Annotated in this window: 22 protein-coding genes and 1 other RNA gene; 12 read left to right on the top strand and 11 right to left on the bottom strand. The window is 58.8% G+C overall.

The annotated features are described in order from the left end of the window. Positions 1-80: 80 nt before the first annotated feature. The 10 genes from rseP to ACR3EN_RS14535 form a co-directional block, all read right to left on the bottom strand. Positions 81-1,433 carry an RIP metalloprotease RseP gene (gene rseP, locus ACR3EN_RS14580; protein ID WP_480822149.1) on the bottom strand — a complete coding sequence of 451 codons (1,353 nt, stop codon included), beginning with the start codon at positions 1,431-1,433 and terminating at the stop codon, positions 81-83. Positions 1,434-1,439: 6 nt separating this feature from the next. Further along, on the bottom strand, positions 1,440-2,612 hold the full coding sequence (gene dxr / locus ACR3EN_RS14575; protein ID WP_480870765.1) for a 1-deoxy-D-xylulose-5-phosphate reductoisomerase: 1,173 nt from the start codon (positions 2,610-2,612) through the stop codon (positions 1,440-1,442). Then, the gene (locus ACR3EN_RS14570; protein ID WP_480822145.1) at positions 2,612-3,394 is read right to left on the bottom strand and encodes a phosphatidate cytidylyltransferase; all 783 of its coding nucleotides are present in this window, start codon (positions 3,392-3,394) and stop codon (positions 2,612-2,614) included. Before ACR3EN_RS14570 ends, dxr begins: the two co-directional genes overlap by 1 nt. Beyond that, positions 3,391-4,122, bottom strand: a complete 732-nt coding sequence (locus tag ACR3EN_RS14565; protein ID WP_480822143.1) for an isoprenyl transferase — start codon at positions 4,120-4,122, stop codon at positions 3,391-3,393. The genes ACR3EN_RS14570 and ACR3EN_RS14565 overlap by 4 nt, the downstream gene beginning before the upstream one ends. Before the next feature lie 9 nt (positions 4,123-4,131). Then, positions 4,132-4,695, bottom strand: coding sequence for a ribosome recycling factor (gene frr / locus ACR3EN_RS14560; RefSeq protein WP_480822141.1), 564 nt, complete (start codon positions 4,693-4,695; stop codon positions 4,132-4,134). A 183-nt stretch (positions 4,696-4,878) separates the two neighbouring features. Further along, the gene (acuI, locus tag ACR3EN_RS14555) at positions 4,879-5,874 is read right to left on the bottom strand and encodes an acryloyl-CoA reductase (protein WP_480822139.1); all 996 of its coding nucleotides are present in this window, start codon (positions 5,872-5,874) and stop codon (positions 4,879-4,881) included. A gap of 102 nt (positions 5,875-5,976) precedes the next feature. Beyond that, entirely contained in the window at positions 5,977-7,080 is a 1,104-nt protein-coding gene (locus ACR3EN_RS14550) for a dimethylsulfoniopropionate demethylase (RefSeq protein WP_480870763.1), read from the bottom strand. Further along, a complete protein-coding gene (locus tag ACR3EN_RS14545) occupies positions 7,081-7,587 on the bottom strand; it encodes a DinB family protein (protein WP_480822135.1) in 507 nt (168 codons plus the stop codon). After that, positions 7,587-8,291 carry a DUF1326 domain-containing protein gene (locus ACR3EN_RS14540; protein WP_480822133.1) on the bottom strand — a complete coding sequence of 235 codons (705 nt, stop codon included), beginning with the start codon at positions 8,289-8,291 and terminating at the stop codon, positions 7,587-7,589. Before ACR3EN_RS14540 ends, ACR3EN_RS14545 begins: the two co-directional genes overlap by 1 nt. Before the next feature lie 4 nt (positions 8,292-8,295). Further along, positions 8,296-9,039: a DUF2182 domain-containing protein gene (locus ACR3EN_RS14535; RefSeq protein WP_480822423.1), complete on the bottom strand. Its 744-nt coding sequence runs from the start codon at positions 9,037-9,039 to the stop codon at positions 8,296-8,298. A 137-nt stretch (positions 9,040-9,176) separates the two neighbouring features. On the opposite strand from ACR3EN_RS14535, the gene ACR3EN_RS14530 reads away from it, so the two are divergent. From ACR3EN_RS14530 to ACR3EN_RS14490, 9 genes are all read left to right on the top strand, one after another. Beyond that, on the top strand, positions 9,177-9,908 hold the full coding sequence (locus ACR3EN_RS14530) for a FadR/GntR family transcriptional regulator (RefSeq protein WP_480822131.1): 732 nt from the start codon (positions 9,177-9,179) through the stop codon (positions 9,906-9,908). A gap of 94 nt (positions 9,909-10,002) precedes the next feature. Beyond that, the gene (locus ACR3EN_RS14525; RefSeq protein ID WP_480822129.1) at positions 10,003-11,403 is read left to right on the top strand and encodes a selenium-binding protein SBP56-related protein; all 1,401 of its coding nucleotides are present in this window, start codon (positions 10,003-10,005) and stop codon (positions 11,401-11,403) included. A gap of 13 nt (positions 11,404-11,416) precedes the next feature. Then, positions 11,417-12,067: a hypothetical protein gene (locus ACR3EN_RS14520; protein WP_480822127.1), complete on the top strand. Its 651-nt coding sequence runs from the start codon at positions 11,417-11,419 to the stop codon at positions 12,065-12,067. Positions 12,068-12,147: 80 nt separating this feature from the next. Then, a complete protein-coding gene (locus tag ACR3EN_RS14515) occupies positions 12,148-12,798 on the top strand; it encodes a TenA family protein (protein ID WP_480870761.1) in 651 nt (216 codons plus the stop codon). 14 nt (positions 12,799-12,812) lie between these two features. Continuing rightward, on the top strand, positions 12,813-13,175 hold the full coding sequence (locus tag ACR3EN_RS14510; protein WP_480529039.1) for a DUF4345 family protein: 363 nt from the start codon (positions 12,813-12,815) through the stop codon (positions 13,173-13,175). Between the two features lie 36 nt (positions 13,176-13,211). Then, positions 13,212-13,559: a transfer-messenger RNA gene (gene ssrA, locus ACR3EN_RS14505) on the top strand. Positions 13,560-13,659: 100 nt separating this feature from the next. Beyond that, positions 13,660-14,091 carry an ester cyclase gene (locus ACR3EN_RS14500; protein ID WP_480822119.1) on the top strand — a complete coding sequence of 144 codons (432 nt, stop codon included), beginning with the start codon at positions 13,660-13,662 and terminating at the stop codon, positions 14,089-14,091. A gap of 147 nt (positions 14,092-14,238) precedes the next feature. After that, positions 14,239-15,489 carry a chromate efflux transporter gene (gene chrA / locus ACR3EN_RS14495; protein ID WP_480822421.1) on the top strand — a complete coding sequence of 417 codons (1,251 nt, stop codon included), beginning with the start codon at positions 14,239-14,241 and terminating at the stop codon, positions 15,487-15,489. Between the two features lie 77 nt (positions 15,490-15,566). After that, a complete protein-coding gene (locus tag ACR3EN_RS14490; RefSeq protein WP_480870759.1) occupies positions 15,567-16,034 on the top strand; it encodes an SspB family protein in 468 nt (155 codons plus the stop codon). 28 nt (positions 16,035-16,062) lie between these two features. Here the strand turns inward: ACR3EN_RS14490 and ACR3EN_RS14485 are convergent, their stop codons facing one another. Continuing rightward, positions 16,063-16,626 (bottom strand): hypothetical protein, encoded by a 564-nt coding sequence (locus tag ACR3EN_RS14485; RefSeq protein WP_480822115.1) that lies wholly within the window; start codon positions 16,624-16,626, stop codon positions 16,063-16,065. 207 nt (positions 16,627-16,833) lie between these two features. On the opposite strand from ACR3EN_RS14485, the gene fumC reads away from it, so the two are divergent. Genes fumC through ACR3EN_RS14470 form a run of 3 tightly spaced genes read left to right on the top strand, consistent with a single transcriptional unit; the run spans position 16,834 to position 18,622 of the window. Beyond that, positions 16,834-18,228: a class II fumarate hydratase gene (gene fumC, locus ACR3EN_RS14480; protein ID WP_480822113.1), complete on the top strand. Its 1,395-nt coding sequence runs from the start codon at positions 16,834-16,836 to the stop codon at positions 18,226-18,228. Next, complete coding sequence (locus tag ACR3EN_RS14475; protein WP_480822111.1) at positions 18,228-18,404, top strand: DUF4169 family protein; 177 nt, start codon at positions 18,228-18,230, stop codon at positions 18,402-18,404. Before fumC ends, ACR3EN_RS14475 begins: the two co-directional genes overlap by 1 nt. Then, complete coding sequence (locus ACR3EN_RS14470) at positions 18,401-18,622, top strand: ribbon-helix-helix domain-containing protein (RefSeq protein ID WP_480822109.1); 222 nt, start codon at positions 18,401-18,403, stop codon at positions 18,620-18,622. Before ACR3EN_RS14475 ends, ACR3EN_RS14470 begins: the two co-directional genes overlap by 4 nt. The last annotated feature ends 59 nt before the right edge of the window (positions 18,623-18,681 follow it).

Raw genomic sequence — 18,681 nt, 5'->3', positions numbered from 1 at the left:
CCGTTCGCTAGAAAACACCCGAATATATTAGGTTTGAATTAAGGCAATTTTGCGTCCGAACCGTGCCCGATATGCCTCATTCAGCAGAACAGGTCGTTACTGACCGAAAACAGCATCAGCGACAGGATCAGCGTTACGCCTATTCCCATCAGGACCCGGAAAGCCTTGTCGCTGGGCGGTTTGCCTGACACTGCCTCGTAGGCGTAAAACACCAGATGCCCACCATCCAGCGCCGGGATCGGGAACAGGTTCAAAAGACCCACTGCGGTTGACAAAACGGCGATGAAGAAGATGAAGCTTTGCGTGCCCTGACTGGCCATCGCGCCCGAAACTTCGGCAATACCGATGGGGCCAGAGATGTTGCAGGTGCTGATCGCGCCGGTGATCATGTGCCACATGCCGGACAACGAACCTTCGATGATGCGACCGGTTTGCGTGATGCCCCCCTGCAACGATTCCAGAACACCAGCGGGTACTGTCTGAGGCTCGATCATCATGCCACCGACGATACCGATCCGCCAATGGGTAACAAAACCGCCGTCAGGTCCGGGCTCATCCGTGCGGCGTGGGGCAAGCGCAAATTCCAGATCCGCTCCATCGCGCCAGACCGTTAGCAACAACGCCCGCCCATCCGAGCCCTCAACATGCTCTTTCAGCTGATCGAAGGCAAAGATCGGATCCCCATCGATCGAGGTGATCACGTCCCCGGCCTGCAGCTGAATATCCATCGCCGCACTGCGTGGCGTAACTTGCTGGATCAATGGCGGAAACAACCATGGACTTTCGACATCCATCGTCTGCCCGTCGCGGATGACCGTATAGTCCAGCTCGGGCTGTACCGGCAGTGCGTCAATGAAGTCGGACCAGTTGTTCTGATCATCGAAATCCGGGGTTTCGATGCCTGCGATGGCGATGATCTCATCCCCTTCCTGCAGGCCCTGAACCGTACCTGGCAGCGGCTGCAGCGCGCCTACGGTCAGTGGTTCCCGCGAGACACCCTGCGACCAGAAGACCAGACCAAACACGAGTATGGACATGACAAAGTTGAAAACCGGCCCAGCCGCAACCGTGGCCGCCCGCGCCCAGAGCGGGGCGCCATGCATGGTGCGGCGCAACTCTTCCGGGCTTTGCTGCGCTATGTCCTGCATCGCCTCTTCGTCTTTGCCCGAAGCGGCATTGGCGTCACCCAGAAACTTCACATAGCCCCCAAACGGCAGCAGAGCGATCTGCCACCGGGTGCCTCGTTTGTCCATACGGCTCCAGAGGACGGGACCGAACCCGATCGAAAAAACCTCGGCATGGATGCCTGACCAGCGACCGACAATGTAGTGGCCGTATTCATGTACTGCCACGATCACCGAAAGCGCGATAACAAACGCTACTATCGTATAGAGAAGATTGCCGAATTGCGGGATCAGTGAGAGTATATCCAAGGGTATTTATCCTGCTCGTTGCAATACGGTTTCATCGACCCATTGCCGTGTCAGATGGTCCGTTTGCTGCACATTATCAAGTGTCAAAGGGGCATCAATAAGGCCGTCCGTGGACTCGAAGCGATCAAGCACCGTGGCGACCGTATCGGCCATGTCCAGAAAGCCGATGCGGCTTTCGATGAAATGATCCAGGGCGCGCTCTTTCGCGGCATTGAAGATTGCCCCCGACAGACCGCCACGTTCCATGACCTCGCGTGCCAAACGCAGCGCCGGATAACGCAGGTCGTCCGGGGTATGAAAGCGCAACTGCCCAAGCTTCGCGAGGTCCAGCCGCTCGACCGGCAGATCACGTCGCGTGGGCCAATGCAGCGCGTACCCGATCGCATGGCGCATATCCGGCGCGCCCAGATGCGCCATCAACGCGCCATCGCGGAACCCCACAAGCGCGTGGACGATCGATTCAGGGTGAACCAGCACTTCGATCTGCGCAGGATCTACGCCGAAGTATTCTTTGGTTTCTATGACTTCCAAAGCCTTGTTGAACATCGAAGCGCTGTCGATAGTGATCCGTTGCCCCATGTTCCAATTCGGGTGGCTCGAGGCCTGCTCGACCGTTGCGCGTGCCAGATCATCTAGGGGCCAATCGCGAAACGCCCCTCCGCTTGCGGTGATGATGATGCGCTCAACCGATGTCATGTCTTCGCCCGCGAGGGCCTGAAAAACGGCAGAATGCTCGCTGTCGACCGGTAAGACCCGCGCACCGTGCGCCCGAGCGATCTCAAGCACCAGCGATCCTGCGCAGACCAGCGTCTCTTTGTTCGCCAGCGCCAGCGTCGCGCCCTGTTTCAGCGCCTCGATCCCCGGTGCAAGGCCCGCTGCGCCCACGATAGCCGACATGACCCAATCCGCAGGCCGAGCGCCTGCTTCGACCAGGGCCGCCTGCCCAGCGGCGGCCTGAACCCCGCTGCCGGCCAAGGCGGCGCGTAGATCATCCAGATGCTCATCGAACGCAGAAACGGCCACATCCGCCTTCAGGCGGCGCGCATCCGCAGCCAATTGTTCAATGTTGTGGCCGCCTGACAGGGCAACCACATCGTAGGCATCCGAATTCCGCGCGATCAGATCAATTGTATTGCGCCCGATCGATCCGGTCGCCCCGAATATCGATACTTTGCGCATCACATGCCTCCGGGTGCGTAGATCAGCCCGGCAATCAGTACAAAAACTGCCGCACCCATCATTCCGTCAAAGCGATCCAGAAACCCGCCATGCCCGGGGATCAGGTTCGAGCTGTCCTTGACCCCGAATTTCCGCTTCAGGGCGCTTTCGATGATATCGCCGGCCTGACTTGCCATCGAGGCAAGGACCGAAACCACAACGAATGCGATGCCAAACCCGGCGTGCACAGCAAAAGCGGTGCCGACCAAAGCCGCCGCCGCCCAACCGCCAACCGTGCCAGACCACGTTTTCTTGGGGCTGACACGCGGCCAGAACTTCGGACCGCCGAGCGTTTTGCCGACAAAGTACCCGGAAATATCGGTCGCGACGACCACCAGGATCAACCAGACCATCCAGCCAAATCCCATATGCTCGCGGATGGTTATGAAGCCCAAACCTGACGCTGCGATCCAAAACGCGAACACCATATACAACCCGCGCGCCCGGCTGATTTGCCCTGCGCCTACCAAAGCCGGGGCCAGAAGGAACGGCAACTTGTAAAGCGGTGGCAAGTGAAAGCTGAGAACCACCGCGACGCCTGTGAGAATGGCCAGTTGAACAGCAACTCCGCGCTGGTCGGGATCAACAATGCGCACAAGTTCCCAGGTCATCAACGCACACGCCGTGGCTATGAAGGCTTCAAACCACAACCCGCCCAGCCAGACCTCGACCGCGCCGATGATGACCAGAACCGCAGCCGACAGAACCCGGGTTGTCAGATCAGACCATCGGTCGTCTGTCATGCCGGAACCGCTCCGAACCGCCGCTCGCGCGCGCCATAGCTCTGACAGAGGCGTTCCAGCTCGGCGGCGGTAAAGTCGGGCCACAATGTATCGATGAATTCATACTCGGAATAGGCTGACTGCCACAGCAGAAAGTTGGAAATCCGCGCCTCTCCACTGGTGCGGATCACCAGATCAGGATCGGGAAGAACTCGTGTATCCAGATACTTAGGCAGGGTTTCTTCATCCACATCTTCTGGTTTCAGACGCCCGTCAGCGACATCGCGCGCCAGACGTTTGGTCGCGCGGGCAACCTCGTCGCGACCACCATAGTTCAATGCAACGGTCAGATGCACCAGATCATTGTCTTGCGTCTCACGTTCAAGCGTATCCATCAGTTCGGTCAGCTTCGAGTCCAGACGCACGCGATCGCCGATGAACCGCACCCGGATGCCGTTCTCTTTCAACGTCTTCGTTTCTTTGACGATATACCGGCGAAACAAGCTCATCAGCCCGGCGACCTCAACCTGAGTTCGCTTCCAGTTCTCGGTCGAAAACGCAAAAATCGTCAGGTACTTGATCCCCAGTCCCGGACAGGCCTCGACCACCTCGCGCACACGCCGTGCGCCCGCATGGTGGCCAAACAACCGAGGCCGCCCGCGCGCCTGCGCCCAGCGGCCATTCCCGTCCATGATGATGGCCACATGACGTGGCCCGGTGACCGCAGGTGTATGGGGATCTTTCGGCATGCGCAGCGCTCAGACCTGCATGATCTCGGCTTGCTTGGTCTCAAGCGCCTCGTCCACGGCCTTGATCATCATGTCTGTCAGGTCCTGAACTTCGGCTTCCCACAGCTTCTGATCATCCTCGGACAGCCCGTCCGCTTTGCCCTTCTTGATCTGATCCATGCCATCGCGGCGCACGTTGCGGATCGAGACCCGTGCACTTTCCGCATATTGGCCCGCGACTTTGCCCAGTTCGCGGCGGCGCTCCTCGTTTAGCTCGGGGATCGGCAACATGATGATCGTGCCGTTCAGCTGCGGGTTGATGCCAAGCCCGCTCTCGCGGATCGCCTTTTCAACCTTACCCACCAGTGACTTGTCCCAGACATTGACGGTCACCATGCGCGGCTCGGGTACGTTCACCGTGCCGACCTGATTGATCGGCGTCATCGAACCATAGGCGTCCACCATCACCGGCTCAAGCATCGAGGCCGAGGCCCGCCCGGTCCGAAGCGATGCGAATTCGGTTTTGAGGTTGGCCATAGCGCCGTCCATGCGGCGCTTCAGATCATCGGTGTCCAGGTCAAAATCATCAGACATGCTGCTCACTCCCCGTCTTCAGGTGCTGTTGGAATGGGTCTTAAGCCATCACAAATGGGATGTATAGCAATCATGGGCAGGAATTGTGGCAATGACCAGAACTGTTTCTGGCATGTTGCGCGGGCCCCTGAACAAAAAACCGGCCAAGCCACAGGCCTGACCGGCTGATCGTTTTTGCGCTGATCAGGCGTTCACATCGACCACAACGCGGCCTTTCACCTGGCCTTGCAGGATATCTGCGCCCAAGGCGGGCAAATCCGACAGCGTCGCCGGATGCACCATCGCTTCCAGCTTTTCCATGGGCAGATCAGTCGCAACACGCTGCCAGGCCCGAACGCGGTTGTCGTAAGGCTGCATGACACTGTCGATGCCCAGCAGGTTCACCCCACGCAACAGAAAGGGAATCACCGTTGCAGGCAGCGCCGCACCGCCAGCAAGACCAACAGCCGCGACCGAAGCCCCATATTTCATCTGCCCAAGAACCCGCGCCAGCATCGCGCCCCCTACGGCGTCTACACAACCCGCCCAGGTTTCGCTCTCCAGCGGGCGCTTGGTTGTCTCGTTCAAGTCATCCCGTGGCACAATCGTGGTCGCCCCGAGGGACTTGAGATACTCCCCCGTCTCCGGGCGCCCGGTAACCGCCGCAACCTCATATCCCAGATGTGCCAAAATCGCCGTCGCGACCGAGCCGACCCCACCCGCAGCGCCCGTCACCAGAACCGGTCCATGGCCCGGCCGTAGCCCATGATCTTCCAGCGCCATCACCGCCAACATTGCCGTAAACCCGGCGGTCCCCACCGCCATCGCCTGTCGGGAAGTCAGACCATCCGGCAGCGGCACGAGCCAATCTGCCCGCGCGTTCGCTTTCTGGGAATACCCGCCCCAATGCGCCTCACCAACGCGCCAGCCGGTCAGGACAACCTTATCGCCAGGCGCATAGCGCGCATCCGAAGAGGCTTCGACAGTCCCTGCATAGTCGATACCAGGAATATGAGGGTAGCTGCGCACCAACCCGCCCCCTTTCGGTGACAGGCACAAACCGTCCTTGTAGTTCACGGTTGAATACTCCACCGCGACCGTCACCTCGCCCTGTGGCAGATCACCCTCGCCAATCTGCTTTAAGGACGCACTTGCCAGCCCGCTCTCTTCGTCCTTATCCATCACCAATGCGTTAAACATTCGACATCCTTCCTGTTTCCAAACACCAGATCCACATCTTCATCTGGCCAAAAATATCCCGGGGGAGTCGCGCAGCGACGGGGGCAGAGCCCCCTTCGACGCTCAATTCCAGAACCCATCCTTCACAACTGCACCCCGCATACCGCCGGGCGTTTCGACCTCTAGCTTTGTACCGGCATCCCAATGGCTCAACCGTAACATCCCGATCGAAACATTTGCCTCAAAATCCGGCGACCATGCAGCCGAGGTCACCTGCCCCACCCGCTTGCCGTCCCCATAGACCGGCCACGGCCGGTCGCAGGGCGGCACCGCTTCGCCTGCGATCTCAATCGGCCTGATCTGCTGGACGGGCCCTTCTTTCGCGACACGCAGCAGGGCATCGCGTCCGATGCAGCCAATCGCCGTATGCGTGTTGCAAAACTTGCCCAAACCACATTCGTGGGGCGTGTTGTCGTCGGTCATGTCGTTCCCATAAGACAGCAAACCGCCTTCGATCCGCTCGATCAGGTTAGGACATCCCGCGCGCACGTTCAGGTCTTCACCCGCGGCGAACAAAGCGTTCCACAAGGGCATCCCGATATCTCCACCTTCGACGTAGATCTCGAATCCGCCCTGTTTCGAATACCCCGAGCGTGCAACCGCCAGATCACGCCCTTCGAACTGGAACATATCAAACTTGAAGAAGCGAATATCGCGCACACGGTCGCCGAACACGCGCGCCATCAGATCGTCGGCCTTCGGCCCCTGCACAGCCAAGGGTGACACATCGGGTTCATCCACCAGTACATCCAGACGATAACCGTTGGCCAACCCCTTGACCCATAGCAACAAATCACTGTCTGCTATTGATATCCACCACCGGTCATCTGCAAGCTTCACTGCGACCGGGTCGTTCAGCATCCCACCGGTTTCATCCACGATGGGCACGTAAAAACACTGACCAGGCAGCATCCCGCGCAAATCGCGGGGCGTCAGCATTTGCATCAACCGTGCTGCATCGGGGCCGCGCAGCTCGACCTGACGTTCGCAAGAGACATCCCAAACCTGCACATGAGACTTCAGGTGCCGATAATCCGCCTCAACGCTCTCGAAGACTGTTGGCAGCAGCATGCGATTATAAACCGTGTAACCCTTGACCCCGGCGGCCTCGACCCCATCGGAAAACGGCGTGCGGCGCAGACGGCGCGAGAGTGAGATTTGTGCCATTCAGACCTCCTGAGGCAAGAATACCAGATCGCTGACGGGCGCAGCCGAGCCCGCTTCGGTCAACATCTGGTGCAACTGACCGCGATGATGGGTCTGGTGGTTGAACATATGGATGACGCACTGCGCGTAAGGCCTTGTCACATCGGCCTTCTTCGCGGCTGAGAACCACGTGAACGGCCCGGTCAACGAGCCATGGTCCAACCTATCGGCCCAGACAGCGATCCGCGCGTCAATCTCATCGCGCAGAGGCAACCAGTCGTTCAGACCTGCGCAAATCTTGGTGCTGTCGGGTATCCCTCCGCCCGGACCGGGCCCCTTGTCAAAGCGAGACATCCAGATCCAGTCGCCCCACAACAGATGGTTCGCCGTTCCCATGATCGACCCGAAGAAAGCCCCGCGATCGCGCGCCAGCTCTTCGCTGGAAAGCTGTTGAAGAAACTCCTTCAACTGACTGTTCTGCCAGTGATTATAGCGCGCCATTTCACGCGCATAGGCCCCGGTGATCATCACTTGGGCCCATGCCAGTCGATCGGGCAGATCTCGGCCGATTTGCCGCCGAAATCCCAGACACGGCCATAATCACGCACCTTAGATTTGGTACCCTTCGCCACAATGATATCCGGCCCCATCCAGTACTTTGAATTCGAGACCATCACCGGATGCTCAGGGTCTTTGCCTGTCAGCATCTCGATCTCACCCTGAATCTTCCGCCCGATCACGATGCGGCGCTTGGTACCATCGCGTTCGATCACGACCGGAGCACGCTCTGCCCCGATGATCTCACTGACCAACATGGTGAACAGGCCGGTGGTGCCACCCGCCTGACCGCTGAAGATTTGCAGCAGACCGTTATAGGCCTTCCCACTGGCGCGCTCATCGACATAGGCTGCGACCTTCCACTGTCCTTCGCCCATCCGCCCGGGAATATCGACCAGAAGGCCGACATTCAGTCCGGACAGGTCTTCGCCCTCATAGTGGCCTTCATCAATGATGATGCCCATCCAGGCATGACAATGCCCTTCGGTCGGAGGGTGCGCGCCCAGCGACACCACACACGGACAAAAGACATCACAGGAACAGTTCAGGATCAGTTCCCCCTTGATGGCCCAATCTGTCGGGCTCATCTCGCGGCGTTTAGGGTTGGGCATCCGGCTGTCGATTCGTTGACTGATCGGCAGCTTGTCTGCCTCCGGTTTTCTGTTTTTTGCCATCGAGTTATCCTCCGTATGCAATGTGATACGCCAGCAGCCCAAAACCGCCCGCAATCAACGCGAACCCCATCGGGCGCGTCACCGCGTGCCCGATCTGAGGAAGCTTTTCCAGAACCATGAAAAGGGTCGCGAGACCCATCCACAACAGGCTCATGACCCCGCCAACAAAGCCTAGCGCCATGAACCCCCAGCAACAGCCGACGCAAAATGCGCCAAGTCCCAGCCCCATGCGCAGACCACCAATGAAACCGGTTTGCCAGTGCCCCAGGAAATAGGTCATCGGGGCGTGACAGACGCCGTGGCAGACTTCTTTCGCGCGGGTGAACTGGAAGGCCCCGACCGCGATCAGCAGGCCGCCTGCAAGATAGGGTGATTTGGCGATTCCCAGCATGTCGATCGCGCCGCCGAACAACAGCACCAGTTGCAGTCCCGCAATCAGCGCCGCAAAGCCAACCCAGACGACGAAGTAGCCCGACAAGACGCCCAGCCATCCCGCCCGCGTCCCATTCGCGCTGCGGATCAGGTCATCGTAGCTGCGCAATGTAGGCACCAGAGTCGGCAGCATCATCGCGGCCATCATGATCGCCCACATCCAGAACAGCGGACCGAATTCGGCCATGGGCATATACATATCCATACGCGGATCCATCGCCGCCATGGCCTGCCCCATCGGACCGGGCCGACCGATCCAGTCCAGATCCATGTCGCGGCTCATGCTGAACATCATCCACCATGCCCACAGGATCATGATGTAGAAGCCCAACCAAAGCGCGCTGCGGAAAAGTGAACGACTCACTTGCCCCTCCCGACTCGACTCACTTGCTTTTCAAATGTCAGACTTTTAAATGTCAGACAAATGAAATTTAGCGAATCCCGCCAAAGACCATGAAAATCGACCCGCAAAGCCGCGCCGATCTATCGGCCCAAATTGCCCAGGCGATCCGGGATGCAATTGTCTCTGGCCGGTTGATCGTAGACGAACGACTCCCGTCCGAGGCCGAGCTTGCTGATCAGTTTCAGGTCTCGCGCCCGACGGTGCGCGAGGCCCTGAAGCGCCTCGCTGCGCAGTCTCTGATCCGAACGCAGCGCGGTGCCTCGGGTGGTGCCTTTGTAAACCGGTTGAGTTTTGAGGACGCCTATTCCCAGCAGATCACAACCTCGACCCTGCTGTTGTCGATGAACGCAGTCAGCTTTGATACCGCATGCGAGGCCCGCTATGCGCTGGAACGCGCCTGCGCCGCGCTGTCTGCGCAACGCCGCACCGCCGACCACCTGGCTACGATGCGGGCCGAGATTTTTCGACAGGCGCAACCGGGACTGACGGATGAGGCCTTCTGCGCCTCTGACGTGGCTTTTCACCGTGCGCTGGTCGATGGGGCTGGCAACCCGGTTTTGTCCTATCAGCTTGCAGGCGCGGTCGAGGCCATGCAGCCCCTGATGAACATGATCACCTTCACCGCGCGGTCGCGCGAAGAGATTATCGCGTTGCATACGGACATTGCGGACGCGCTGGAAGCCGGTGATGCCGAAGCGGTCGAGGCGACGCTGGTGAAACTGGAAAACTATACACGACAACTGGCGCTGGACGTCGCTGAAAAGCGGCGCAAGCCCGCGTAGAACAAAGAGGACCCCGAGCAGGCAGCATGACATCCGGCGACAAGACCGGAACTCTCACTATGAATTGAAGATCAATGACTTACGGGAGGACGTTATGAACCACAGACCGGACCCAACCTTTTATCCATCCGCCAAGCTGGCGATGGAAGGCCCAAGCGAGACGCTGGCCTTCACGCTGATGCTCAGCCCTGATTTTTCGCAGCCTGACGGGCTGGCGGTTGTGAATGTCGATCCGACATCCGAGGATTTCGGAAAGATCGTACACAAGGTCATGATGCCGGAAAAAGGCGATGAATTTCATCACTTTGGTTGGAATGCCTGTTCCTCGGCTTTGTCACCGCTGAGCGGTCACGCGTTTCTGGAACGCCGCTATCTGATCATTCCGGGAATCCGGTCAAGCCGGATATACATCATCGATGTTAAGAGCCCACTCGAAGCTAAGATTCACAAGATTATCGAGCCCGAGGAAGTCTTTGCAAAGACCGGGTATTCTCGCCCGCATACGATCCATTGCGGCCCCGAGGGGATCTATGTCAGCACGCTGGGCGGCGGTGGCGAAGATGGGACTGACGGGCCTCCGGGCATTTTCATCATGGATTGCGAAAGCTTCGAGATCATAGGCAGATATGAGATCGAACGCGGTGTGCAGGACAAGCACTATGATTTCTGGTGGAACCTGCCGCGCGATTACATGGTCAGCTCAGAATGGGGTCTGCCGCCGCAGTTCGAGAACGGGCTGGTCGCCGAAGACCTTCTGTCCAACAAGTATGGCCACCGGATTCACTTCTGGAATCTGAGGAATCGCACCAATATCCAGACCATTGATCTGGGCGAGAACCATCAGATGGCTCTGGAAATAAGGCCCGCCCATGACCCGGTCAAGCAACACGGCTTCTGCGGGGTTGTCGTGGATACGACCAACCTGCAGGGCGCGATATTCACATGGTGGCGCAATGATGACGGAACGTTTGAGGCCAAGAAAACCATCACCATCGATCCACAACCCGCCGATCCTGACGATTTGCCAGAGCTCCTGAAAGGCTTTGCCGCCGTGCCACCCTTGGTCACGGATATCGACCTCAGCCTTGATGACAAGTACCTCTATGTCGCCTGCTGGGGCACCGGCGAGATGCATCAATACGATGTGTCCGACCCGATGAACCCAACGCTGGCCGGTAAGGTCGAGATTGGCGGGATCGTCAAGAAGACCAAGCACCCCAATGGCCAGAACTTTGGGTACGGACCGCAGATGGTTGAGATCAGCCGGGATGGTAAGCGCGTCTACTGGACCAATTCGCTTTATTCCACATGGGATGATCAGTTCTATCCCGAAGAAGGCGGGGCCGCGATGGTCAAGGCCGATGTGGGCGAAAACGGCGGCCTGACGCTTGATCCCAAGTTTTGGGTCGAGTTCCCCCCAGGTTACCGCAGCCACCAGATCCGGCTTGAGGGCGGAGATTGCTCGACCGACAGCTTCTGCTACCCCTCGGTCTGAATTGGAGGGGCTGATGACATCGACGGCCGGCCTGTGGCTGGCCGTTATCCTTAGCGGTGCCTATCATGGGTTAAACCCCGGGATGGGCTGGCCGCTGGCGGTGTCGTCCGCCCTGATGGAACAAAGGCCATCCGCCCTCTGGCGTGCACTTGCCGCGCTTGCGGGGGGGCATTTCGTGGCCATGCTTGGTGTCTTGCTGCCTTTCGCCCTGATGGCGGTTCTGGTGGATTACCAGCGCGAAATTCGGATCGGGGCCGCCCTGATCGTGATCGCGATGGGCACGTACATCGCCATCACCCGGCGTCACCCCCGAATGTTGTCCCGCATCCCGCCGGGCAGACTGGCGCTGTGGTCTTTTCTGGTGGCGCTGGCGCATGGCGCGGCGCTGATGCTTGTACCGATCTATCTGGGTCTTTGCGGTTTGGATGAGCTGGACGCCGGGCATCGCGCTGTGTCCGAGATCATGACAACAAACGGAATCCTTGTGCTGGCGGTCGCCGCGCTGCACACCGCCGCGATGATCCTCGGCGGCGGCCTTCTGGCCTTTGCCGTCTATCGCTGGCTAGGCCTGCAGTTTCTGTCACGCAGCTGGTTCAATCTGGAACTTGTCTGGGCGCTGAGCCTGATTCTGGTCGGCTGTCTGGGATTGTGGTCCGCTATCTGAGCACATGCTGCCCTGTAACGCCTTGTCTTACCGTTCAAAACCGGCTTTGTCTTAACACGCGACGAACCGGAGATCCCAAGATGCAAGACAGCGCCAGCCCAACCGAGACTCTGCGCCAGGGCCGTGCCGACCAATGGCAGGCCGCGACAACCCACGCCTTCACGCGCGAGCTTGCAGACGGCACCCTGCCCGCTGACAAGATGCGCTGGTACCTGCAGCAGGATTACCAGTTCGTGGACGGTTTCGTGCGCCTGTTGGCCAGCGCCATTGCCCACGCGCCCAGCCTTGCCGACAGTGTCCCTGCGGCGCAGTTTCTGGCAGTGATCACGGGCCCTGAAAACACCTATTTCCTGCGCGCGATGGAGGCGTTGGGCACCGCGCCCATCGACCAGCCCGCACCAAGCACGCTGGCCTTCCAGCAGCTGATGGCCGAGGCCGCAGCCTCGGGCCGGTACGAGAATATGCTTGCAGTTCTGGTCGTGGCAGAATGGGTTTACCTGAGCTGGGCCACGCCGGTGAATCCCCCGGCCCCGGACCTGCCGTTCTGGTTTGCCGAATGGATCACGCTACATGCGGGCGAAGGGTTCGAAGGTGTCGTGGCTTACCTGCGCGGCCAGTTGGACAAGGTGTGGCCGACGCTGGACGCGCAGGCGCAGGCCGAGGTGACACGCCTGTTCCACCGCGCAGTCGAGCTTGAGCTGGAGTTCTTTGACGCCGCCTATGCGGCCTGACGTAAGGAAAAATGATGGTCTCAGCCCTGAACATTCTTGCCGCCATTCTGACGATCGGTTTCGGTTCATTCGGATTTCTGGCCCCGGCCTACACCGCAAACGCACTGGATCTGGCTCCCACCAGCAGCACGATGGGCTATAGCGAAATGCGGGCCTCGGTCGGCGGGTTGTTTGTGGTCACGGGCCTCGCGGTTCTGTGGCTGAACAATCCGATGGCCTATGTGATGCTGGGCGTGATCTATGCCGGGGCGGCGCTGGGTCGTTTCGTTTCAGTCGCGCTGGATAACCCGCCGCTGGTCAAGGCGCTGACTTTCGGCGGAATCGAGCTGGTTCTGGCATTGTGGCTGATTCTGGCTAACATGAACAAAGCGGCCTAACCCTTTGGTTTGACTTCGGACCCCGATCTGCAATCTGAGTTTGCATCGCACCGGAACCTCACCTATATAAGATATGTCCTTCGGGACTATGGACATAAACGCGCTCGTAATAAGCGGATCGGACCCGGGGGCGGTACCCGGCGGCTCCACCAACCATCCTTCGTTTGGGGATTTTGGGGCCGAAACAGGATCGACGAACGTCTAAAGGGGTTAGCTTTGTCTCGGCTGTCTGCCACCGTTACCGGCGAAAATAGTACAATTGCAAACGACAATCGTGCTCCGGTTGCAGTTGCTGCGTAAGCAGTAACAAGACCGAAATCTAAGCCCTTGCGCCTAGCCGCGTAAGGCGGGGTTCGCAGGTACCTGGCAACAGAAACCTGCATTTCCCCCTTTATGTCTGCTTATTGCGCATAACTCATTCGGGATTCAGGGTTTATTCACTTCTGTGATCCATCTTCCCCTTCACAAGATCAGGAGGGTTGAGATGACGAAATCTGACAGGTTGCGCGCGTGGTATTCCGAGGTCTGGGAAAAGGGCAATATCGACGCGATCGACCAGTTCTTTGCCCCCGACACGCTGGCCGAGGGGTTGATCCCCGAGATGCAGGTGGGTGCTGATGATTTTCGCGATCTGGTGATGGCGTTCCGCCACGTTCTGGGCGAGATTTCCGTCGAGTTGCCGAAGATTATTGAAAATGGTGATTGGGTCTCGGGCATTTTGCACGTGCGCACCTGCCGCGCCGATAACGGGGCCCCCCTTGAGGTTGCCGGGCAGGTCATGGCGCGGTTCAAAGGCGACAAGATGGTAGAGGCATATAACCAGTTCGACTTTGTCTCGTTTTTCGAGCAGCTGGGCCAGTTTCCGCAGGATACTCTGCCGGTCTGCATGACGGGGCAACGGCTCGACTGGGTCTAACGCAAACCGCCCCGCTTGACCGGCCTCGGGCAAGCACTGTAGCACGCTGGGTAGGGTCGGCTTGCGGACACCGATTCAGGCAGGTGCTGCCGTTCGCATGTCTCCGCGACGCAAAGGAAACATGCAATGGTCGGCAGGCCAAAGCCAATGACACCGGTGCTGCCCGAACTGTTTCGGGTGTTCGGCCGTATTGGGCTGCTGTCCTTTGGCGGCCCTGCTGCGCAAATCTCTTTAATGCATCAAGAGCTTGTCGAACGTCGTCGCTGGCTTGATGAAGAAACCTACCTGCGCGCATTGTCTCTTTGCATGCTGCTGCCGGGCCCCGAGGCGATGCAGCTCGCCACCTATGCAGGTTGGCGTCTGCGCGGAGTTGTCGGAGGGCTGATCGCAGGCACGCTCTTTGTGCTGCCGGGCGCGCTGGTGATTGCGGTTCTGGTCGCGCTCTATGCAGCGTTTGGTGCACTGCCTCTGGTTCAGGCCGGATTTCTTGGGATCAAAGCGACGGTCATCATTATCGTGCTGCAAGCCTTGCGCAAACTGTCGCGCAAAGCACTGACCGACGGCGCGCATCGTCTGATCGCGGTGCTTGCCTTTCTGGGGATCTTTGTTTTCAACTTGCCGTTCCCGCTGATTATTTTTAGCGCGGCCGTCTGGGGCTACGCCTCATCGCAATCAAAGACACGTGATCTGATCGCGCCTCACGCAAACACCGCAAGACCGATCCGAACCTGTCTGATTTGGTTACCGCTTTGGCTTGGCCCGTTAATGCTGTTGGAGCTGGGCGGCCAGACGCTGCTAAGCGATCTGGGCTGGTTCTTTGCCCGTCTGGCTGTTGTGACGTTCGGAGGGGCCTATGCGGTGCTGGCCTATATGACCCAGACCGTTGTGGAAACGCATCAATGGATCAGCACAGATCAGATGATCGACGCGCTGGGCCTTGCCGAAACAACACCCGGCCCGCTTATCCTGGTGACTCAGTTTGTCGCTATGCTGAGCGGACAGCTGACCGGAGGTCCCGCATTGGCCCTTGCAGCCGGAGCTGTCGCGCTCTGGGCGACGTTCGTTCCGTGTTTCCTGTGGATATTTCTGGCTGCACCTCATCTGGAGAAGATCGCTGCGCGTCCCCGCCTCGCCAAAGCGATGCACGCCATCACCGCCGCGGTTGTCGGAGTGATTCTAAACCTATCCGTGTGGTTTGGCCTTAACGTCCTGTTTGGCGGCATTAAGGCCAAGGTCTGGGGCCCGATGTCCATCCCTCTGCCAGAGCCAGGCACATTGGATGTCCATGCGCTCATCCTGACCCTGGCCGCTGGCATATTGATTTTTCGACTGAAATCCGGTTTAGCAACAACATTAGGCTTGATGGTGCTAGCGGGCCTTGGTCTCTATTTTTTGTAGTCAATACGGATCAGCCCGGCCTTTCGTTTCCGTCCAAATTCCTTATGCTGAGATCAACCACTTTCGAAGGATCAACCATGTCGCAAGACATCGACTACGGGAACCTGATGCACACCGCCATGCGCGGGCTGATCAAAACCGTGCTGACCAGTGTCTCGGAAACCGGCCTGCCGGGCGCGCATCACTTCTTTATCACGTTCGACACGCGACAGGAGGGTGTCGAAATCGCGGACTGGCTGCGTGAGCGCTATCCCGAAGAGATGACGATCGTCATGCAGCACTGGTTTGAGAACTTCGATGTCGGTGAAGACGGTTTTTCAATCACGCTGAACTTCGGCGATTCGCCAGAGCCTCTTTACATCCCCTATCTGGCGATCAAGACATTCGTCGACCCGTCGGTAGAGTTCGGGCTGCGGTTCGAAGGCCCCGAAGACGAGGACGAGGTCGAGCACCTGTCCGAGGAGGCACCGATCGAGATCGACGCTGAAGAGCCCGAGCCGCATCACGACGCGGATGTCGTCTCGTTGGACAGCTTCCGGAAATAGCGCACTCAGACACCTGGCGTTGCGGCGATTATTCTTTCTTCAGAAACGTCTCGACGGATCTGGATTTTACGCCGTTGCGGAAGCGTGAAAAGGACAGGTTCAGCCCGCCCTCGGCCAGTGTCCGGTCGAATTGCTGTAATTCATAATCCCCCGTCTCTCCGATAAACAGCGAGAACACGGTCAGCGTCTTGTCCTCGATTCGCCCCCAGACAAAGGGTTCGCCCATCATAGGATCCAGTGGCACTTCGTGGCCGAACACGTTGCGTCGCATGGCAGCGGAATAAACATCAGGGCGTGGGGTCGTTCTGAAATCGACCGAGTACTTGCCCTCTTTGATCCGCCCATCCTCTTTGTAGGTCGTGGTGGTCCAGCTTACGTTGAACCCGCCACGGATTTCCTGAATCGAGACGCTCATGTCACGGGGGGTGGACGTGCCATCAACCTCGACCAGATCAGCCGATCCGACATAGCTGCCAACAAAAGGTTTAATCGCGTCCGCCAAAGCCGGTTGCGGTTGCAACATCAGCCACATCAAGCCAGCGATGGCGATGAACACCCTAAATGGGGACATTCCAGTAGCGGTGATACGCATGACGGCCTCCTACGCGCGTTGCTGATCCAGTTTAACTCTAGCCCGCGCGCGCACAATGGCACTGTTTTCGCTAACAGAAATTATTTGTGCCAATGCCTCGTCTATACCTTTAAACAGCCGGGGTTTAAGGTGCGCGCAACTGGCCGATTGCGTTGCGGCGGCGCTGCGGCTAAACGGCATACAACCGCATACCAGACGGAGTGACAGATGTCTTCTACCCGCACCGAATCCGACAGCTTTGGCCCGCTTGAGGTCCCTGCCGACAAATACTGGGGCGCGCAGACACAGCGTTCGATCATGAATTTCCCTATCGGCTGGGAAAAGCAGCCGGTCGCCATCGTGCGCGCGCTGGGCGTGATCAAGAAAGCCTGCGCGATGGAAAACAAAGCGACCGGAAAGCTGGACGCCAAAATCGCGGACGCAGTGATCCAGGCCGCCGGCGAGGTGGTCGAGGGCAAGTTCGACGACAATTTCCCTCTGGTCGTGTGGCAGACCGGATCGGGCACGCAATCGAACATGAACTCGAACGAGGTCATCGCAAACCGCGCAATTGAGATTCTGGGCGGCGTGATCGGATCGAAAGATCCTGTCCACCCGAACGACCACTGCAACATGGGCCAGTCGTCGAACGACACTTTTCCGACTGCGATGCACATCGCCACCGCGATGAGCGTACGTGATGTGCTGCTGCCCGGTCTTGAGAAACTGGCCTCGGGGCTGGAGCAGAAGGCTGAAGAGTTCAAAGACATCATCAAGATCGGCCGGACGCATACGCAGGACGCGACGCCGCTGACTCTGGGTCAGGAATTTAGCGGTTATGCGCATCAGATTCGCCAAGGCATCGCGCGTGTTCATGCGGCCATGCCCGGGATCTATGAACTGGCGCAAGGCGGCACCGCAGTTGGCACCGGCCTGAACACGCAGAATGGCTGGGGCGAGGCCGTCGCAGGTCATATGGCGGACATCACCGGCCTGCCGTTCGTGACCGCACCCAACAAATTCGAGGCTCTGGCTGCGCATGACGCCATGGTCTTCCTCTCCGGTGCTTTGGCCACCATCGCGGGCAGCTGTTACAAGATCGCCAACGACATCCGGTTCCTTGGGTCCGGTCCCCGCTCGGGTCTGGGTGAGTTGATCCTGCCAGAGAATGAGCCTGGTTCGTCCATTATGCCCGGCAAAGTGAACCCCACACAGGCCGAGGCACTGACGCAGGTCGCCGCCCATGTGATGGGTAACAACGCAGCGATGAATTTTGCGGGTTCGCAGGGTCATTTCGAGCTGAACGTCTATAATCCGATGATGTCCTACAACCTGCTGCAGTCGATCCAACTGCTGGGTGACGCCGCCGACAGCTTTACCGAGCGCATGCTCTTGGGCATCAAAGCGAACGAGCCGCGCATCGACAAGCTGATGAAAGAATCGCTGATGCTGGTCACCGCGCTGGCCCCGACCATTGGCTATGACAACGCCACAACGGTCGCCAAAACCGCGCATAAGAACGGCACGACCCTCAAGGAAGAGGCCATCGCGCTGGGCTTTGTGGACGAGGCCACCTTTGACGCGGTCGTGCGCCCCGAACAGATGATCGGTCCGAAAGACTGATGGGTAAGCCGGTCAATCTGAACCGGTATCGAAAGAAAAAAGCGCGGGCCGACAAAAAGGCCCGCGCAGACCGGAACGCCGTGGCTTTCGGACGGACAAAGACCGAAAAAGAGGTCGTCAAACTGCAGCAAGACAGGCAGAAGCGCGATCTCGACGGCCACAAGGTCGACGAATGAGTGGTCGCCCGGTCAAACGCTCGCTAACGCTCAAGGGACACCGCACGTCAGTCTCGCTCGAGGATGAGTTCTGGCGCGCTTTTCGGGAGATAGCAGAAGATAAAGATATGCCAATCAACGCGTTGGCTTCTGAAATTGATGTCGAGCGTGATCCCGAAACCGGCCTTGCCTCGGCCATTCGGGTTTATGTTTTGAACTGGTATCGCAGCCGCGATTGACGCTTGTCACATATGTTTCGTTGTGTGTAGCCTGAATGAGAACAAAAAGGGCACACCGT

The organism is Ruegeria sp. G7, from assembly GCF_056535465.1.
This window is presented reverse-complemented; position numbering and strand designations above follow the sequence as displayed.

Coding starts and splice junctions, on each gene's coding strand:
- dxr (WP_480870765.1), bottom strand. CDS start 2,612: ATGCGCAAAGTATCGATATTCGGGGCGACCGGATCGATCGGGCGCAAT.
- ACR3EN_RS14570 (WP_480822145.1), bottom strand. CDS start 3,394: ATGACAGACGACCGATGGTCTGATCTGACAACCCGGGTTCTGTCGGCT.
- ACR3EN_RS14565 (WP_480822143.1), bottom strand. CDS start 4,122: ATGCCGAAAGATCCCCATACACCTGCGGTCACCGGGCCACGTCATGTG.
- frr (WP_480822141.1), bottom strand. CDS start 4,695: ATGTCTGATGATTTTGACCTGGACACCGATGATCTGAAGCGCCGCATG.
- acuI (WP_480822139.1), bottom strand. CDS start 5,874: ATGTTTAACGCATTGGTGATGGATAAGGACGAAGAGAGCGGGCTGGCA.
- ACR3EN_RS14550 (WP_480870763.1), bottom strand. CDS start 7,080: ATGGCACAAATCTCACTCTCGCGCCGTCTGCGCCGCACGCCGTTTTCC.
- ACR3EN_RS14545 (WP_480822135.1), bottom strand. CDS start 7,587: ATGATCACCGGGGCCTATGCGCGTGAAATGGCGCGCTATAATCACTGG.
- ACR3EN_RS14540 (WP_480822133.1), bottom strand. CDS start 8,291: ATGGCAAAAAACAGAAAACCGGAGGCAGACAAGCTGCCGATCAGTCAA.
- ACR3EN_RS14535 (WP_480822423.1), bottom strand. CDS start 9,039: ATGATCCTGTGGGCATGGTGGATGATGTTCAGCATGAGCCGCGACATG.
- ACR3EN_RS14530 (WP_480822131.1), top strand. CDS start 9,177: ATGAAAATCGACCCGCAAAGCCGCGCCGATCTATCGGCCCAAATTGCC.
- ACR3EN_RS14525 (WP_480822129.1), top strand. CDS start 10,003: ATGAACCACAGACCGGACCCAACCTTTTATCCATCCGCCAAGCTGGCG.
- ACR3EN_RS14520 (WP_480822127.1), top strand. CDS start 11,417: ATGACATCGACGGCCGGCCTGTGGCTGGCCGTTATCCTTAGCGGTGCC.
- ACR3EN_RS14515 (WP_480870761.1), top strand. CDS start 12,148: ATGCAAGACAGCGCCAGCCCAACCGAGACTCTGCGCCAGGGCCGTGCC.
- ACR3EN_RS14510 (WP_480529039.1), top strand. CDS start 12,813: ATGGTCTCAGCCCTGAACATTCTTGCCGCCATTCTGACGATCGGTTTC.
- ACR3EN_RS14500 (WP_480822119.1), top strand. CDS start 13,660: ATGACGAAATCTGACAGGTTGCGCGCGTGGTATTCCGAGGTCTGGGAA.
- chrA (WP_480822421.1), top strand. CDS start 14,239: ATGACACCGGTGCTGCCCGAACTGTTTCGGGTGTTCGGCCGTATTGGG.
- ACR3EN_RS14490 (WP_480870759.1), top strand. CDS start 15,567: ATGTCGCAAGACATCGACTACGGGAACCTGATGCACACCGCCATGCGC.
- ACR3EN_RS14485 (WP_480822115.1), bottom strand. CDS start 16,626: ATGCGTATCACCGCTACTGGAATGTCCCCATTTAGGGTGTTCATCGCC.
- fumC (WP_480822113.1), top strand. CDS start 16,834: ATGTCTTCTACCCGCACCGAATCCGACAGCTTTGGCCCGCTTGAGGTC.
- ACR3EN_RS14475 (WP_480822111.1), top strand. CDS start 18,228: ATGGGTAAGCCGGTCAATCTGAACCGGTATCGAAAGAAAAAAGCGCGG.
- ACR3EN_RS14470 (WP_480822109.1), top strand. CDS start 18,401: ATGAGTGGTCGCCCGGTCAAACGCTCGCTAACGCTCAAGGGACACCGC.